This window comes from Sphingobacterium sp. HMA12, assembly GCF_002933815.1.
GTDB lineage: Bacteria > Bacteroidota > Bacteroidia > Sphingobacteriales > Sphingobacteriaceae > Sphingobacterium.
The window spans coordinates 74898-90743 of the sequence record NZ_BEYR01000006.1 but is presented as its reverse complement, the minus strand read 5'-3'; the positions used below and the strand labels follow the sequence as shown (position 1 = coordinate 90743).

29 protein-coding genes are annotated in these 15846 nt (G+C 38.5%); all 29 read left to right on the top strand.

Annotated features, from left to right (window positions below; genetic code table 11):
* The 29 genes from rplD (at nucleotide 1) to HMAT_RS23030 (ending at nucleotide 15732) form a co-directional block, all read left to right on the top strand.
* Nucleotides 1-630 (top strand): 50S ribosomal protein L4, encoded by a 630-nt coding sequence (gene rplD / locus HMAT_RS23170; RefSeq protein ID WP_104385214.1) that lies wholly within the window; start codon nucleotides 1-3, stop codon nucleotides 628-630.
* 1 nt (nucleotide 631) lies between these two features.
* Nucleotides 632-922 (top strand): 50S ribosomal protein L23, encoded by a 291-nt coding sequence (gene rplW, locus HMAT_RS23165; RefSeq protein WP_077438123.1) that lies wholly within the window; start codon nucleotides 632-634, stop codon nucleotides 920-922.
* Between the two features lie 6 nt (nucleotides 923-928).
* On the top strand, nucleotides 929-1756 hold the full coding sequence (gene rplB / locus HMAT_RS23160) for a 50S ribosomal protein L2 (RefSeq protein WP_077438122.1): 828 nt from the start codon (nucleotides 929-931) through the stop codon (nucleotides 1754-1756).
* Nucleotides 1756-2022 (top strand): 30S ribosomal protein S19, encoded by a 267-nt coding sequence (rpsS, locus tag HMAT_RS23155; protein ID WP_002997495.1) that lies wholly within the window; start codon nucleotides 1756-1758, stop codon nucleotides 2020-2022. Before rplB ends, rpsS begins: the two co-directional genes overlap by 1 nt.
* A gap of 6 nt (nucleotides 2023-2028) precedes the next feature.
* Nucleotides 2029-2463, top strand: coding sequence for a 50S ribosomal protein L22 (gene rplV, locus HMAT_RS23150; protein WP_077438121.1), 435 nt, complete (start codon nucleotides 2029-2031; stop codon nucleotides 2461-2463).
* A gap of 11 nt (nucleotides 2464-2474) precedes the next feature.
* Nucleotides 2475-3266 (top strand): 30S ribosomal protein S3, encoded by a 792-nt coding sequence (gene rpsC / locus HMAT_RS23145; protein ID WP_077438120.1) that lies wholly within the window; start codon nucleotides 2475-2477, stop codon nucleotides 3264-3266.
* Nucleotides 3267-3328: 62 nt separating this feature from the next.
* Nucleotides 3329-3751, top strand: a complete 423-nt coding sequence (gene rplP / locus HMAT_RS23140; RefSeq protein WP_046674870.1) for a 50S ribosomal protein L16 — start codon at nucleotides 3329-3331, stop codon at nucleotides 3749-3751.
* A 92-nt stretch (nucleotides 3752-3843) separates the two neighbouring features.
* The gene (gene rpmC, locus HMAT_RS23135; RefSeq protein ID WP_104385213.1) at nucleotides 3844-4062 is read left to right on the top strand and encodes a 50S ribosomal protein L29; all 219 of its coding nucleotides are present in this window, start codon (nucleotides 3844-3846) and stop codon (nucleotides 4060-4062) included.
* Nucleotides 4063-4076: 14 nt separating this feature from the next.
* Nucleotides 4077-4331 carry a 30S ribosomal protein S17 gene (gene rpsQ, locus HMAT_RS23130; protein ID WP_028071573.1) on the top strand — a complete coding sequence of 85 codons (255 nt, stop codon included), beginning with the start codon at nucleotides 4077-4079 and terminating at the stop codon, nucleotides 4329-4331.
* A gap of 1 nt (nucleotide 4332) precedes the next feature.
* Nucleotides 4333-4701 (top strand): 50S ribosomal protein L14, encoded by a 369-nt coding sequence (gene rplN / locus HMAT_RS23125; RefSeq protein ID WP_104385212.1) that lies wholly within the window; start codon nucleotides 4333-4335, stop codon nucleotides 4699-4701.
* Between the two features lie 2 nt (nucleotides 4702-4703).
* Nucleotides 4704-5051, top strand: a complete 348-nt coding sequence (rplX, locus tag HMAT_RS23120) for a 50S ribosomal protein L24 (RefSeq protein WP_104385211.1) — start codon at nucleotides 4704-4706, stop codon at nucleotides 5049-5051.
* Nucleotides 5051-5620, top strand: a complete 570-nt coding sequence (rplE, locus tag HMAT_RS23115) for a 50S ribosomal protein L5 (RefSeq protein WP_046674875.1) — start codon at nucleotides 5051-5053, stop codon at nucleotides 5618-5620. The genes rplX and rplE overlap by 1 nt, the downstream gene beginning before the upstream one ends.
* A complete protein-coding gene (gene rpsN / locus HMAT_RS23110; protein WP_028071569.1) occupies nucleotides 5613-5882 on the top strand; it encodes a 30S ribosomal protein S14 in 270 nt (89 codons plus the stop codon). Before rplE ends, rpsN begins: the two co-directional genes overlap by 8 nt.
* A 136-nt stretch (nucleotides 5883-6018) precedes the next feature.
* On the top strand, nucleotides 6019-6420 hold the full coding sequence (gene rpsH, locus HMAT_RS23105) for a 30S ribosomal protein S8 (protein WP_223584601.1): 402 nt from the start codon (nucleotides 6019-6021) through the stop codon (nucleotides 6418-6420).
* 21 nt (nucleotides 6421-6441) lie between these two features.
* Nucleotides 6442-6996 (top strand): 50S ribosomal protein L6, encoded by a 555-nt coding sequence (gene rplF / locus HMAT_RS23100; RefSeq protein ID WP_104385210.1) that lies wholly within the window; start codon nucleotides 6442-6444, stop codon nucleotides 6994-6996.
* Between the two features lie 5 nt (nucleotides 6997-7001).
* On the top strand, nucleotides 7002-7355 hold the full coding sequence (gene rplR / locus HMAT_RS23095; protein WP_088160091.1) for a 50S ribosomal protein L18: 354 nt from the start codon (nucleotides 7002-7004) through the stop codon (nucleotides 7353-7355).
* A 12-nt stretch (nucleotides 7356-7367) separates the two neighbouring features.
* Nucleotides 7368-7886: a 30S ribosomal protein S5 gene (rpsE, locus tag HMAT_RS23090; RefSeq protein ID WP_104385209.1), complete on the top strand. Its 519-nt coding sequence runs from the start codon at nucleotides 7368-7370 to the stop codon at nucleotides 7884-7886.
* A 5-nt stretch (nucleotides 7887-7891) separates the two neighbouring features.
* Entirely contained in the window at nucleotides 7892-8071 is a 180-nt protein-coding gene (gene rpmD / locus HMAT_RS23085; RefSeq protein WP_046674880.1) for a 50S ribosomal protein L30, read from the top strand.
* Nucleotides 8072-8190: 119 nt separating this feature from the next.
* Nucleotides 8191-8637 (top strand): 50S ribosomal protein L15, encoded by a 447-nt coding sequence (gene rplO / locus HMAT_RS23080; protein ID WP_104385208.1) that lies wholly within the window; start codon nucleotides 8191-8193, stop codon nucleotides 8635-8637.
* 3 nt (nucleotides 8638-8640) lie between these two features.
* On the top strand, nucleotides 8641-9978 hold the full coding sequence (secY, locus tag HMAT_RS23075) for a preprotein translocase subunit SecY (protein ID WP_046674882.1): 1338 nt from the start codon (nucleotides 8641-8643) through the stop codon (nucleotides 9976-9978).
* Nucleotides 9979-9987: 9 nt separating this feature from the next.
* Nucleotides 9988-10770, top strand: coding sequence for a type I methionyl aminopeptidase (gene map, locus HMAT_RS23070; RefSeq protein ID WP_104385207.1), 783 nt, complete (start codon nucleotides 9988-9990; stop codon nucleotides 10768-10770).
* 74 nt (nucleotides 10771-10844) lie between these two features.
* On the top strand, nucleotides 10845-11063 hold the full coding sequence (gene infA / locus HMAT_RS23065) for a translation initiation factor IF-1 (RefSeq protein ID WP_002997456.1): 219 nt from the start codon (nucleotides 10845-10847) through the stop codon (nucleotides 11061-11063).
* Nucleotides 11064-11108: 45 nt separating this feature from the next.
* The gene (gene ykgO, locus HMAT_RS23060) at nucleotides 11109-11225 is read left to right on the top strand and encodes a type B 50S ribosomal protein L36 (RefSeq protein WP_013665024.1); all 117 of its coding nucleotides are present in this window, start codon (nucleotides 11109-11111) and stop codon (nucleotides 11223-11225) included.
* A gap of 30 nt (nucleotides 11226-11255) precedes the next feature.
* Entirely contained in the window at nucleotides 11256-11633 is a 378-nt protein-coding gene (gene rpsM, locus HMAT_RS23055; RefSeq protein WP_104385206.1) for a 30S ribosomal protein S13, read from the top strand.
* A gap of 10 nt (nucleotides 11634-11643) precedes the next feature.
* A complete protein-coding gene (gene rpsK, locus HMAT_RS23050; protein ID WP_046674885.1) occupies nucleotides 11644-12033 on the top strand; it encodes a 30S ribosomal protein S11 in 390 nt (129 codons plus the stop codon).
* A gap of 60 nt (nucleotides 12034-12093) precedes the next feature.
* Nucleotides 12094-12702 carry a 30S ribosomal protein S4 gene (gene rpsD, locus HMAT_RS23045; RefSeq protein WP_104385205.1) on the top strand — a complete coding sequence of 203 codons (609 nt, stop codon included), beginning with the start codon at nucleotides 12094-12096 and terminating at the stop codon, nucleotides 12700-12702.
* 96 nt (nucleotides 12703-12798) lie between these two features.
* Entirely contained in the window at nucleotides 12799-13791 is a 993-nt protein-coding gene (locus tag HMAT_RS23040; RefSeq protein WP_077438111.1) for a DNA-directed RNA polymerase subunit alpha, read from the top strand.
* Between the two features lie 130 nt (nucleotides 13792-13921).
* Nucleotides 13922-14428 carry a 50S ribosomal protein L17 gene (gene rplQ, locus HMAT_RS23035; protein ID WP_104385204.1) on the top strand — a complete coding sequence of 169 codons (507 nt, stop codon included), beginning with the start codon at nucleotides 13922-13924 and terminating at the stop codon, nucleotides 14426-14428.
* Between the two features lie 158 nt (nucleotides 14429-14586).
* A complete protein-coding gene (locus HMAT_RS23030) occupies nucleotides 14587-15732 on the top strand; it encodes an aspartate aminotransferase family protein (protein WP_104385203.1) in 1146 nt (381 codons plus the stop codon).
* Nucleotides 15733-15846 lie beyond the last annotated feature (114 nt).

Below are 15846 nucleotides of genomic sequence, written 5' to 3'. Positions count from 1 at the left end.
ATGGAAGTTAAAGTTTTAAATTTATCAGGTAAAGAAACAGGTGCCAAGGTGCAACTTCCTGAGTCGGTATTTGGGTTAGAGCCTAACGATCATGCGATCTATTTGGATGTGAAACAATACTTAGCGAACCAACGCCAAGGAACTCACAAATCTAAACAACGTAATGAAATCGCGGGTTCAACTCGTAAATTACACAAACAAAAAGGTACTGGTGGTGCTCGTGCGGGTTCTATCAAATCTCCATTGTTTAATGGTGGTGGTCGTGTATTCGGTCCTCAACCTCGTGATTACTCGTTCAAATTGAATAAAAAATTGAAACAAGTAGCACGTAAATCAGCGTTGTCTTACAAAGCTCAAGATAATAATGTAGTTGTTTTGGATGCAGTTCAATTCGATTCTTGCAAAACAAAAAACTATGTTGCTTTAGTAAACGCGTTGAACATTGCTGACGAGAAAACTTTATTGGTTTTGCCAGCATATGATAAAAATGTTTATTTATCAAGCAGAAACTTGAAGAAAGCAAAAGTTATTGTTGCTTCTGATTTAAATACATACGATGTATTAAATGCAACAAAATTATTGTTAACAACAGATTCTGTTAAAACTTTGGAGGAAGCATTAGCTAAGTAATATGGAAATTATCAAAAAACCTATCTTGACTGAGAAAGCTTCTATCTTAACGGAAAAATTAAACCGTTACGCTTTCAAAGTAGATCACAGAGCAAACAAAATCCAGATTAAATCAGCTGTTGAAGCTATGTTCGGTGTGACAGTTCTTGCTGTAAACACTGCAGTTGTAGCAGGTAAAGCAAAAAGCCGTTACACAAAAGCAGGTTTCGTATCTGGTAGAGCTCCTAAGTATAAAAAAGCTATCATTACTATTAAAGATGGCGAAACTATTGACTTTTACAGTACTATATAATTTAAGATGGCAGTTAAAAGATTCAAACCGGTAACCCCTGGTACTCGTTTCAGAATAGGCGCAGATTATTCTGATGTTACTACAAACGTTCCTGAAAAATCGTTAGTAGTAAAAATCAACAAGAAATCAGGTGGTCGTAATAACTCCGGTAAAATGACTATGCGTTATCTCGGTGGGGGACATAAAAAAGTATACCGATTAATTGATTTCAAACGCGATAAAAAAGATATCCCTGCAAAAGTAGCTACTATTGAGTACGATCCAAACCGTACTGCTCGTATTGCATTGTTGCATTACGCTGATGGTGAAAAACGCTACATCATTGCTCCAGCTGGTTTACAAGTTGGTCAAACTGTAGTTGCAGGTGATAAAGTTGCCCCAGAAGTTGGTAATACATTACCATTAGCAAACATTCCATTGGGTTCTATCATCCACAACATTGAATTAAATCCTGGTCAAGGTGGTTCAATTGCTCGTTCGGCTGGTACTTATGCTCAATTGTCTGCTCGTGATGGTAAATATGCCATCATCAAATTGCCTTCAGGCGAAACACGTATGATCTTATTGACTTGTGTTGCTACAATTGGTTCCGTATCGAACCATGAAAGATCTAACCAAGTGTTAGGTAAAGCAGGTCGCAAACGTTGGTTAGGTCGTCGTCCAAGAGTTCGTGGTGTTGCGATGAACCCAGTAGATCACCCAATGGGTGGTGGTGAAGGCCGTACTTCAGGAGGTCACCCACGCTCACGTACAGGTGTATTAGCTAAAGGCTTCAAAACACGTTACAAGAAGAAAACATCGAATCGTTACATCATTGAGAGAAGGAAAAAATAATGGCTCGTTCAATTAAAAAAGGTCCTTATATCGATCACAACTTAGAAAGAAAAGTTCTTTCTATGAATGAAACTAACAAAAAGTCAGTTATCAAAACATGGTCTCGTAGATCAATGATTTCACCTGATTTTGTTGGCCATACCTTCGCAGTGCACAACGGGAATAAATTTATCCCTGTTTATGTAACAGAAAATATGGTAGGTCACAAGCTTGGTGAATTCGCGCCTACGCGTACATTCAGAGGCCACGCAGAAAAGAAAAAATAATAGGTAATGGAAGCAACAAAAAAACTTAAAAAGTCTGTCTTAATTAGACAACGCAAAGAGCAAGAGAAAGCTCAACAAGGTGGAGCTTCGGATGCCAAATTATTGAACTGCCCTACTTCGCCTCGTAAGATGCGTTTAGTGGTAGACTTAATTCGTGGCCAGCGTGTTGAAAATGCATTATACATTTTGAAACACTCTAGTAAAGAAGCTGCTGCTCGTGTAGAAAAATTATTATTATCTGCAATCAAAAACTGGGAAGCCAAGAACGAAGGTAAATCAGTGGAAGAAAGCGAACTAATTGTAAAAGAAGTATCAGTAGGTGGCGGTCGTCAATTGAAAAGATTGCGCCCAGCTCCTCAAGGTCGCGGATACAGAGTTCGTAAACGTTCAAATCACGTTACGTTGGTAGTTGATAGCAAATTAAACGTTGAACAAAACTAATTTATTGAGAAATGGGACAAAAAGCAAATCCAATAGGTAGCAGATTAGGAATCATCAAAGGTTGGGATTCTAACTGGTTCGGAGGTAAAAACTATTCCGATAAATTAGTTGAAGACGAAAAAATCAGAAAATATCTTTCTGTTCGTATTGCAAAAGGTGGTGTAGCTAAAGTTGTTATCGAAAGAACTTTAAAACGTATCACTGTTACAATTCACACTGCTCGTCCAGGTATCGTTATCGGAAAAGGTGGTCAAGAAGTTGACAAGATCAAAGAAGAGTTGAAAAAACTGACTAAAAAGGATGTTCAAATCAACATTTTCGAGATCAAACGCCCTGAGTTAGATGCTAAGTTAGTAGCTGAAGGTGTCGCTAAACAATTAGAGGCGCGTATTTCATTCCGTCGTGCAATGAAAACTTCAATCGCTTCTACCATGCGTATGGGTGCAGAAGGTATCAAAATCATGTGTTCTGGTCGTTTAGGTGGTGCTGAGATGGCACGTACTGAACAATACAAAGAAGGAAGAACTCCTTTACACACATTGCGTGCTGATATCGACTACGCTTTAGCTGAAGCATTGACTACATACGGTAAAATCGGTATCAAAGTTTGGATCTGTAAAGGTGAGGTCTACGGTAAACGTGACTTATCTCCAAACATTGGTCAAGCATCCGGTGTAAAATCACGTGGCAACCACGAAGGTGGTGGTGAACGTCGTGACAACCGTAACAAAGGTGGTCGCGGTGGAAACAACCGTGGTGGAAACAACCGTGGTGGAAATAACCGTGGTCCGAAAAAAGATTAATACAGTTTATTTAGATTACAACAAAAACCTGCTGAAGAAGCAGATTTAAAAAGTATACGAACATGTTACAGCCAAAAAGAACGAAGTTCAGAAAGATGCAGAAAGGCCGCATGAAAGGTAACGCTTCTCGTGGAGCGGAGTTAGCTTTCGGTTCTTTCGGTATCAAAACAATGGAGCAAGCATGGATCACTAGCCGTCAAATCGAGGCAGCTCGTATTGCGGTTACACGTTATATGAAACGTGAAGGTCAAGTTTGGATTCGTATTTTCCCTGACAAACCTGTTACGAAAAAACCTGCAGAGGTACGTATGGGTAAAGGTAAGGGTGCTCCAGAATACTGGGTAGCAGTAGTACGCCCAGGCCGTATGTTATTTGAAGCAGAAGGTGTGCCTTTGGAAATTGCCAAAGAAGCTTTACGCCTTGCAGCTCAAAAACTTCCGGTTCAAACTAAGTTTGTGATTCGTAGAGACTACGTTGAAGCATAAAAATCTTGGTAATGTCATCATTTAAGCGTTAGGGCCGTTACCCCTAACGCTATATATAAACAGATGATAACCCAAATAACAACTGAAAAAACATGAAAAATTCAGAAATTTTAGAATTATCTAATGAGGACTTAGCAGCTCGTCTTGTAGAGGAGAAAGCAGCCCTTACGAAATTGAAATTTGCACATGCTGTTTCAGCTATTGAGAACCCTAACGTGATCAAAGCAGCACGCAGAGCTATCGCTCGTATCAGTACAGAGATCAGTGCACGCAAAGCTGCAGCTAAAAACGAAACAGCCTCTGAGGCGTAAAATTTAAAGTCGAAATGGAAAGAAATTTAAGAAAAACAAGAATCGGCTTAGTAGTTAGCAACAAAATGGACAAGTCTATTGTAGTGGCTGTTGAACGTAAAGTAAAACACCCTATCTATGGTAAGTTCGTTAAAAAAACTACTAAATTTAAAGCTCATGACGAAACTAATACCTGCGGTATCGGCGATACGGTATTAATCATGGAAACTCGTCCGCTGAGTAAAACAAAAAACTGGAGATTAGTAGAAATTATAGAAAGAGCTAAATAACATGGTACAACAAGAATCAAGACTTAATGTAGCTGACAATAGCGGTGCTAAAGAAGTTTTAGTAATCCGTGTATTGGGCGGTACGCGTAAGCGTTATGCATCAATCGGAGATAAGATTGTTGTATCGGTGAAAAGCGCTATGCCTTCAGGAAACGTGAAAAAAGGTTCCGTTTCTAAAGCAGTAGTAGTTAGAACGAAAAAAGAAATCCGTCGTAAAGATGGTTCTTATATCCGTTTTGATGACAACGCCGCTGTATTATTAAATAATAATGATGAGCCACGTGGCTCACGTATCTTTGGCCCTGTTGCCAGAGAATTGCGTGAGAAACAGTTCATGAAAATTGTATCACTAGCACCGGAGGTTTTATAATTATGGCAATCAAGAAAACAAAAACGACTACGCACAAAATCAAAATTAAAAAAGGTGATTTAGTGAAAGTTATCGCTGGTAACTCTAAAGGTGTTCAAGGAAAAGTATTAACTGTTTTAGTGGATAAAAATAGAGCTATCGTTGAAGGCGCTAACATCGTAAAAAAACACACTAAACCAAGTGCAGCTAATCCTAATGGTGGTATCATTGAGAAAGAAGCTGGTATTCACATCTCTAATTTAGCTGTTATCGATCCTAAAACAGGTGAAACTACCCGTGTAGGTCGTAAGTTAAATGCAGATGGTAAATTAGTTCGTTACGCTAAAAAATCAGGGGAGGAAATTAAATAATGACTTACGTACCAAGATTAAAAGTGAAATATGCGGAGGAAATCCGTAAAGCACTTCAAGAAAAATTTCAGTATAAAAGTATTATGCAGGTTCCTAAACTTGAGAAAATCGTTGTTTCACAAGGCGTAGGAGCTGCAACAGCTGACAAGAAATTAATCGATAATGCTATCGCTGAATTGACTTTAATTACAGGTCAACAAGCCGTTGCTACAAAATCGAAAAAAGATATTTCAAACTTTAAATTACGTAAAGGTATGCCTGTAGGGGCACGTGTTACTTTACGTGACAACAATATGTTTGAATTCTTGGACCGTTTGGTAGCAGTATCGCTTCCACGTATTCGTGACTTCCGCGGTATCAACGATAAAGGTTTTGACGGACGTGGTAACTATAACTTAGGTATCACTGAACAAATCATTTTCCCTGAGATCAACATTGATAAAATCAACAAGATCCAAGGTATGGATATCACTTTTGTGACTTCTGCTCAAAATGATGTTGAAGCTTTAGAATTGTTGAAACAATTCGGTTTACCATTTAAAAATCAAAATACTAATAACAATGGCTAAAGAAGGATTAAAAGCACGCGAAGTAAAACGCGCTAAATTGGTAGCTAAATATGCGGCAAAACGTGCAGAATTAAAAGCTGCTGGCGATTATGTTGCATTAGATAAATTACCTAAAAATGCTTCTCCAGTACGTTTACACAACCGTTGTAAATTGACTGGCCGTCCTAAAGGATATATGCGTCAATTCGGTATCTCCCGTGTAACTTTCCGTGAGATGGCTTTAGATGGCAAGATCCCAGGGGTGAAAAAAGCTTCTTGGTAATTAAAAAAAAATACTTAATTTTGCCCGGGCAATTCTACTGAGGATTGCCGGGGTTTTTGCATTTTAAAATTGTTTAACAGATAGAAGGTCCCATACCAATGGTTGGGAGGGAAACCGCTGTCACAAATTTTCATATATAATGACTACAGATCCAATTGCGGATTACCTTACACGAGTAAGGAATGCCATCAAGGCCAACCACAGGGTTGTTGAAATTCCTGCATCGAACCTTAAAAAAGAAATCACTAAAGTTCTTTTTGACAAAGGTTACATTGCTAATTACAAATTCGATGAGAATGGCGTACAGGGTACGATCAAAATCGCATTGAAATATAATCCAATTAGCAAAATTCCGGCTATTCGTACGTTGACACGTGTGAGTAAACCTGGTTTAAGAAAGTATGCAAGCGTTGATACTATGCCTCGTGTTTTGAATGGTTTAGGTATTGCTATCTTGTCAACATCTAAAGGTGTTATGACAGATAAAGAAGCTAGACTTCAAAATGTTGGTGGTGAAGTTTTATGTTACGTTTATTAATCTAGGTAAAAACACAAAGAAATGTCAAGAATTGGAAAAGCGCCTATCGCTATCCCTGCTGGGGTAACTGTTACTATTTCGGACAAAAACTTAGTTTCAGTAAAAGGTCCTAAAGGCGAATTAACACAACAGGTTGACCGTGACATCACTATTGCTCAAGAAGATGGCAATATCGTGGTAACACGTCCAACTGATCAAAAGAAACACAAAGCATTACACGGTCTATACCGTTCCCTGTTGGCTAACATGGTTCAAGGTGTGACTGAAGGTTACAAAACTACTCAAGAGTTAGTCGGTGTAGGTTACCGTGCCACAAGTACAGGTAATGTATTAGAGTTAACTTTAGGTTTCTCTCACCAGATTGTTTTTGTATTGCCAAAAGAGGTTAAAGTATCAACTACTGCTGAAAAAGGTAAAAACCCTACAATCACTTTAGAATGTGCTGACAAACAATTGATCGGTCAGGTAGCGGCAAAAATCCGTGGCTTCCGTAAACCAGAACCTTACAAAGGAAAAGGTATCAAGTTTGAAGGCGAAGTATTGAGAAGAAAAGCAGGTAAATCAGCTAAAAAATAATAATCATGGCAGGACAAAAAGCATCTCGTAGAGAGAGAATCAAAAAAGGAATCAGAAAAAACCTTGCTGGAACGTCTGAACGTCCACGTTTATCGGTTTTTAGAAGTAACAAAGGTATCTATGCGCAAATCATTGATGACAATGCAGGTAAAACATTAGTTGCTGCATCTAGCTTGTCAAAAGAATTTGTTGCATCTGGTAACAAAGTTGATCAATCTAAAGCTGTAGGTAAATTGGTTGCTGAAAAAGCAGTAGCAGCAGGTATTAATAAAGTAGTTTTTGACCGTAATGGGTACTTATACCATGGCCGTATCAAATCTTTGGCTGAAGGTGCTCGCGAAGGCGGTTTAGACTTTTAATCATAGAAAGAAATGGCATTAAGCAATATAAAAAGAGTAAAATCAAGCGAAATTGAATTAAAAGATCGCTTAGTAAGTATCCAACGTGTAGCTAAAGTTACTAAAGGTGGTCGTACTTTCAGCTTCTCTGCAATTGTTGTAGTAGGTGATGAAAACGGTATTGTTGGTTACGGTTTAGGTAAAGCTAAAGAGGTAACAGAAGCAATCACGAAAGGTATCGACGACGCAAAGAAAAATTTGGTAAAAGTTCCTGTAATCAAAGGTACTGTTCCTCACGCACAATATGGTAAATATTCTGGTGGTTCAGTTTTGATTAAACCAGCTGTTGGTGGTACAGGAGTTTTGGCAGGTGGAGCAATGCGTGCAGTATTGGAGTCTGCTGGTATCAAAGACGTATTGGCTAAATCATTAGGTTCTTCTAACCCACACAACGTGGTAAAAGCAACTGTAACTGCCTTAGCAAACATGCGTGATGCATATACAGTGGCACAACACCGCGGTGTCGATTTGAATAAAGTATTTAACGGTTAATTATCATGGCAAAAATCAAAATCACCCAGATAAAGAGCGTTATCGACAGAAGCGAGCGCCAAAAGAAAACTATTGAGGCATTGGGTTTGAAAAGAATCAACCACTCAGTAGAAGTTGAAGCTACTCCATCAATCATTGGAATGGTACGTAAAGTAAACCATTTAGTAGCTATCGAAACTATTTAATATTAGCATATGGAAAGGGTCTTTGGGCTCTTTCCATTACTTGTTATTAATAATAATTATTTTTTAATCGCTAGTACCTGTTTAGTGAGAGCGAAGGGCTAGCACAATTTAGTTTAAAAATGAACTTAAGTAATTTAAAACCTGCAAAAGGTGCAGTAAAAGGAAGCAAACGTATTGGCCGTGGTACTGGTTCTGGTCGTGGTGGTACTTCTACACGTGGTCACAAAGGTGCTGGTTCTCGTTCAGGTCACTCTACGAAAATCGGTTTCGAAGGTGGTCAAATGCCTTTGCAACGTCGTGTACCTAAATTTGGTTTCAAAAACATCAACCGTGTTGAGTACAATGGTGTCAACTTGGATACTTTGCAAGCGTTGATCGAGAAATTCAATTTGACAACTGTAGATTTCGATGCATTGAAAGCTCATGGTTTAGTGTCTAAAAATGACAAAGTAAAAATCTTGGGTCGCGGTGAATTGAAAGCTAAAGTTGAAGTAACAGCGCACGCGTTTACTGCTTCTGCTCAAAAAGCTATTGAAGCTGCAGGCGGTTCTATCGTTAAAATTTAATAAATGAAGAAACTAATCACAACCTTAACCAATATTTGGAAAATCGATGATTTACGTACGCGTATTCTAAATACCTTACTTTTTCTTTTGATTTACCGTATTGGATGTCACGTGGTATTACCAGGTGTAAATCCTCATGCTTTGGCTTCTGGTCAGAAAGAGGGTTTATTGGGCTTACTGGATATGTTTGCGGGGGGATCATTCTCTCGTTCAGCTATCTTTGCTTTAGGGGTAATGCCATATATCTCGGCATCCATTGTTGTTCAATTGCTGGGCATCGCGGTTCCTTACTTCCAAAAGATGCAGAAAGAAGGGGAAAGTGGTCGTCAAAAAATGAATCAGATTACTCGCTATTTAACATTAGGGATTACTTTGCTTCAGGCTTTTGCTTATGTACGTACTCAGATCGAGCCAAGTGCTAAGACAATCGCGGACCCATTGTTCACTATTCTGACTGCCATAGTTTTGACAGGCGGTACTTTATTTGTGATGTGGTTAGGAGAGAAAATTACTGATAAAGGTATCGGTAATGGTATTTCTTTGATCATCATGACAGGTATTATCGCTCAATTGCCAAGTGGTATCACTGCGGAATGGGTTTCTAGAATGGCGAAAGGTGGTGGTGGTCCAATTCCATTGTTGCTTGAATTTGTGGCTTTGTTCTTCGTTGTGATCTTTACGATCTTGATCGTACAGGGGGTTCGTAAGATTCCTGTACAATACGCGAAGAAAATTGTCGGAAACAAGCAAGTCGGTGGAGTACGTCAGTATATACCGTTAAAGGTAAATGCTGCAGGTGTAATGCCGATCATTTTTGCACAGGCGATCATGTTTGTGCCAATGAGTTTAGGACAGTTCTTCCCGAATCTTCAGTCTGAATTTTTGACTTCGTTGAGTAACTACACTTCTGTAGCGTATAACGTGACTTTTGCGGTGTTAATTATCGCATTTACGTTTTTCTATACAGCGATCATGGTTAATCCGCAACAGATGTCAGATGACATGAAGAAAAACGGAGGTTTTGTTCCAGGTATTAAGCCGGGATTGGAAACTAGTAATTTTATAGACCGCGTAATATCAAATATTACATTTCCAGGTGCAATTTTCTTAGCGATTATTGCTATTCTACCTGCTATTGCAAGTTTGTTTGGTATTAATAATCAATTTGCGCACTTCTACGGAGGTACGTCATTATTGATTTTAGTAGGTGTGGTGTTGGATACTTTGCAACAGATCGAATCTCATTTGTTGATGCGTCATTACGATGGATTGATGAAAACAGGTCGTATTAAAGGTCGTTCGGCCGCGTCTGTTGAGGGAATGGATCATTCGGCAATTTAATTTCTTTAGATGTCTAAAGTATTTTATAAGTCAGCAGATGATATAGAGCAATTGCGGAAGTCAGCAGATGTGCTTTCGCAATTGCTTGGTGAAATCGCAAAAGTGATTAAGCCTGGGGTAAAAACTATATCTCTTGATAAATTAGCTTATGAGTATATTCATGATAATGGCGGTACGCCGGCGTTCTTAAATTATCATGGATTTCCATACTCTTTGTGTATCTCTGTCAACGATCAGATTGTACACGGTTTTCCTAGCGATTATGAAATTAAAGATGGTGATCTTGTTTCGGTCGATGGAGGTGTCAATTTGAATGGTTTTATCAGTGATTCAGCTTACACTTTCGGTGTCGGTGAGATTTCTGAGGAAGCGCAATTGTTGTTGGATGTCACAAAGGAATCATTGTACAAAGGTGTTGAACAGGCTGTGGCCGGTAAACGTGTCGGGGATATTTCCTCTGCGGTCCAGGAGTACGTGAGCAAATTCGGTTTCGGAATTGTGCGCGAACTGGTCGGACATGGCGTTGGATATCATTTACATGAAAAACCAGAAGTTCCGAATTATGGAAAACGTGGTGCAGGGCCAAAGTTGGAAGAAGGTTTGGTCATTTGTATCGAGCCAATGATCAATGCGGGGCGCGCAGGTGTTCGTTTTTGGGACGATGGTTGGACAGTAAGTACAGTAGATGGGAAGTTATCGGCGCACTTTGAACAGATGGTTGCTATCCGAAAAGGAGAACCAGATGTGTTGCTGACATTCGAACATGTAGAGAAAGTTTTGAACAAAAAGTAGTTGGTTTTCAATTATTTTTATTTATCTTTGCACTCCTGTTCGCAGGCTTTTAAATTAAATTTAATCGAGAATATATGGCTAAACAAGCCTCAATAGAACAAGACGGTATAATTAGAGAGGCACTTTCTAATGCTATGTTTAGGGTAGAATTGGAAAATGGACATGAAATCATTGCCCATATTTCTGGTAAAATGCGTATGCACTATATCAAAATTTTACCTGGGGATAAAGTTAAATTGGAAATGTCTCCGTATGATTTGACTAAGGGAAGGATTACTTACCGCTATAAATAGTCGTAAGCCTTTTAATTAGCGCAAGCTTTTGAAAAAATAAATATCATGAAAGTAAGAGCATCAATAAAAAAACGTAGCGCGGACTGTAAGATCATCCGTCGTAAAGGTAAAGTTTTTGTAATCAACAAAAAGAACCCTAAGTTCAAACAACGTCAGGGTTAATTCATTAAAAAAATAATAGCTTAATATTATATGGCAAGGATAGCAGGTATTGATTTACCTAAAAACAAAAGAGGGGTGATCGGCCTTACCTATATTTTTGGTATCGGTCGTACAAGAGCTCAATATATCTTGGAAAAAGCTGGTATCAGCGAAGATGTGAAGGTACAAGAGTGGAATGATGATCAATTGGCAGCAATTCGTAGCATCATCAACGATGAATTGAAAGTAGAAGGTGCATTACGTTCAGAGATCCAATTGAACATTAAACGTTTAATGGATATCGGTTGTTACCGTGGATTGCGTCACCGTAAACACTTACCAGTTCGTGGTCAACGTACTAAAAACAACTCACGTACTCGTAAAGGTAAACGTAAGACAGTTGCAAACAAGAAAAAAGCTACTAAATAATAAATAAGAAATGGCTAAAACTAAAAAAGCTGCAAAAAAGCGTATCGTTGTTATCGAACCTGTAGGTCAGGCTCACATTAACGCAACGTTTAACAATATCATTGTAACTTTGACTAACAATCAAGGACAAACTATTTCTTGGTCTAGTGCTGGTAAAATGGGTTTCCGTGGTTCTAAAAAGAACACGCCATACGCTGCTGGTCAGGCTGCACAAGATTGTGGAAAAGTTGCTCATGATTTGGGTTTACGCAAAGTTGAAGTGTTTGTTAAAGGACCTGGTGCTGGTCGCGAATCTGCAATCAGAACTTTACAAACTGTAGGAATCGATGTGACTACTATCAAAGATATCACTCCACTTCCTCACAACGGTTGTCGTCCTCCAAAACGCAGAAGAGTTTAATTAATTTAAAGATAAGATTCATTGGCTATAGGCTGATAGATACTTTAATTGTAAAAGAAAATGGCTAGATATACAGGACCTAAGTCCAAAATTGCCCGTAAATTTAGAGAGCCGATCTTCGGCCCAGATAAAGCGTTAGAAAAGAAAAATTACCCTCCTGGACAACATGGAGCTTCTAAACGCAGAGGTAAACAATCTGAATATGCTATTCAGTTGTTAGAAAAACAAAAAGCAAAATACACTTATGGTGTATTGGAGCGCCAGTTCGCAAACTTATTTGTTAAGGCTGCCTCTAAACAAGGTATTACAGGTGAGATCTTCTTGAAATTATTAGAAGCTCGCTTGGATAATGTAGTTTACCGTCTTGGTATCGCTACTTCTCGTGCCGCTGCTCGTCAGTTGGTATCTCACAAACACATTACTGTTAACGGAAGTGTTGTTAACATTCCATCATATAGCTTGCGTCCAGGTGACGTTATAGCAGTTCGTGAACGTTCTCAAACACTTGAAGCCATCACAAATTCAGTTGCAGGTCGTACTGTAAATAAATTTTCTTGGTTAGAGTGGAATGCGAAAGAATTGACAGGTACTTTCTTAAGCTATCCAGAAAGATCTGATATTCCTGAAAACATTAAAGAGAACTTAATCGTTGAGTTATACTCTAAATAATAAATAAAATAGAAGTATGCATAGTCCAGTTTTGGGGTATGCATCTTTCTGTTGTATTACAATTATTATTACAAATAAAACATTAAAAGAAAATAAATGGCAATTTTAGCATTTCAAAGACCGGATAAAGTTATCATGCAAAAATCTACGGATTTTGATGGTACGTTTGAATTTCGTCCATTGGAGCCTGGTTTTGGTGTAACCATTGGTAATGCTTTGCGCCGTATTCTATTGTCCTCGTTAGAAGGATATGCAATTACGTCGATAAGGTTTTCTGGCGTTTCGCACGAATTTTCAACGATCAAAGGTGTTGTTGAAGACGTAACTGAAATTATCTTGAACTTGAAACAGATCCGTTTCAAAAAAACAGGTGAGATTGGCGACAACGAAAAGGTATTTGTAGTAATCAATGGTCAAGAACAATTCTTAGCTGGTGATATCACAAAATTCTCTAATAACTTTACTGTCTTAAATCCAGACTTAGTAATCTGTAACATGGATAACGCAGTGACAATTGAATTGGAATTGAGTATTGCTAAAGGTCGTGGATATGTAAATGCAGATGAGAATAAAGTGACTGATGCGCCGGTAGGTGTTATCGCTATCGATTCGATCTTTACTCCGATCAAGAATGTTAAATATACCATTGAGAATTACCGTGTAGAGCAAAAAACTGACTACGAGAAATTGTTGTTGGATATCTCTACAGATGGCTCAATTCACCCCGAAGAAGCTTTAAAAGAGGCTGCTAAGATCTTAATTCAACACTTTATCTTATTCTCTGATGAGAATATGCTGCTTGAGTCGCAAACAAAAGAGGAAACTAAAGTCGTAGATGAGGAAATCTTGCACATGCGTAAGATTTTGAAAACAGAATTAGTAGATCTTGACCTTTCAGTGCGTGCATTGAATTGTTTGAAAGCTGCTGATATTCGCACATTAGCTGAGTTGGTAACTTACGACGTAGCTGATATGTTGAAATTCAGAAACTTCGGTAAAAAATCGTTAAGCGAAATCCAGGAATTGGTTAAATCGAAAGGTTTATCATTCGGAATGAACTTGGCAAAATATAAATTAGACGAAGAATAATAATTTATTAAGCGACCACTATATGTAATTCCTCTTGAAGCTGATTGCTGAGCAAGATGGGCAGTTGCCTATGAAATGTCTGGCAGTTTAAGTAAAGCAAGAACGGTATATATAGTATAATAAAATCAAAATGAGACACGGAAAAAAAGTCAATCACTTAGGCCGTACAGATAGCCATAGAAAAGCAATGTTGGCTAACATGGCAACATCTTTAATCCTACACAAACGTATCACAACTACTTTGGCTAAAGCTAAAGCATTGCGTACGTATGTAGAGCCTTTGATTACTAAATCTAAAAACGACACAACACACTCTCGTCGTACAGTATTCGCTTATTTGAAAGATAAAGACGCAGTTTCTATCTTATTCCGCGAAATTTCTGAAAAAGTAGCTAACCGTCCAGGTGGTTATACTCGTATCATCAAAATGGAAAACCGTTTAGGTGATAACGCAGAAATGGCTTTCATCGAGTTGGTTGATTACAACGAAATCTACGGTAAAAAAGCTGCTGCTGCTGAGAAGAAAACTACTCGTCGTCGTGGTGGTGCTAAAAAAGCTGCTGCTCCTGCTGAAACTGAAGCTCCTGCGGAAGTAAAAGCTGAAGTAGAAGGTGAAGAAAAAGTTGACGGAGAATAATATTGTTCCCGTTATAATAGAAAAAGTCCTCTTTTTAAGAGGACTTTTTTTATTTTATGACCATTCCTACCGTTATAACTGATATATTTGTAATGCTAAAAATCTGATAGCTTTTTCTATTTCAAGCTATTTCGTTTATCAATCTATAATTCATTAAGATGAAACCATTTGATGTTTATCCCATTAATCCCATTAACATAGTTAAAGCTAATGGATCTACGGTGTGGGATGCCGAAGGAAATGCTTATTTGGACTTGTATGGTGGCCATGCCGTGATATCGATCGGACACACGCATCCACACTATGTACAACGTATTACAGAGCAGTTGAATCGTATCGGATTCTATTCTAATTCTGTTGAAATTCCAATTCAGCGTGAACTCGCGCGATTGCTTGGCGAAGTATCTGGTAAGGGTGATTACGATTTATTCCTTTGCAATTCGGGCGCAGAAGCGAATGAAAATGCATTGAAGCTTGCTTCTTTTTATAATAAGCGAAAGAAAGTAATCGCATTCTCTAAATCTTTCCACGGTAGAACGTCATTGGCTGTAGCTGCGACGGACAACCCTAGCATTGTTGCACCTATTAACGAAACAGAGAATGTAGTTTTTCTTCCTTTCAATGATGAAGATGCACTAAAGGAGGCGTTTTCAGCTTGTGGTACTGAAATTTCTTCTGTTATTATCGAAAGTATCCAAGGTGTCGGTGGAATTAGGGAAGCATCCGTTAGCTTTCTTCAATTGATCCGCTCACTTTGTGACCAATATAATGCAGTATTTATTGCTGATGAGGTACAATGTGGCTATGGTCGGACAGGTTCGTTCTATGCACAGGATTATTCAGGAGTAGACGCGGATATTTATACTATGGCCAAAGGGATGGGTAATGGTTTTCCTATCGGGGCAATAAGTATCTCTCCTAAGTTTAAAGCTTCCCATGGTAGTCTGGGAACAACCTTTGGTGGTAACCATCTGGCCTGTGCGGCTGCTTTGGCTGTTCTGGAGGTCATTCAACAGGATCGTTTGATGGAGAATGCAAATGCTGTAGGACAGTATCTCATTGACGAACTAAAGAAAATTGAAGAGATCGTAGAAGTAAGAGGCAGAGGATTGATGATCGGAATCGAACTTCCAGCATCTTTGGCACATGTAAAGAAAGATCTTTTGCTAAAGAATCGTATTTTTACGGGGGAGGCTAAACCTTATGTTATTCGATTACTTCCAGCATTGAACATTACCAAAGAGCATGCTGATCAATTTTTATTGGCATTAAAAGAACATATAAAAGCGGTTGTAGTCGCTTAACGATAATAGGTGAAATAATAAGGGCGACTTCTCTGTGTAAGGGTGGAGCGATCTGAATTGTTTCTTCAGCATAAACAAACAAAGCGGGTAGCACAATACGTTGTGTCCTAGAAA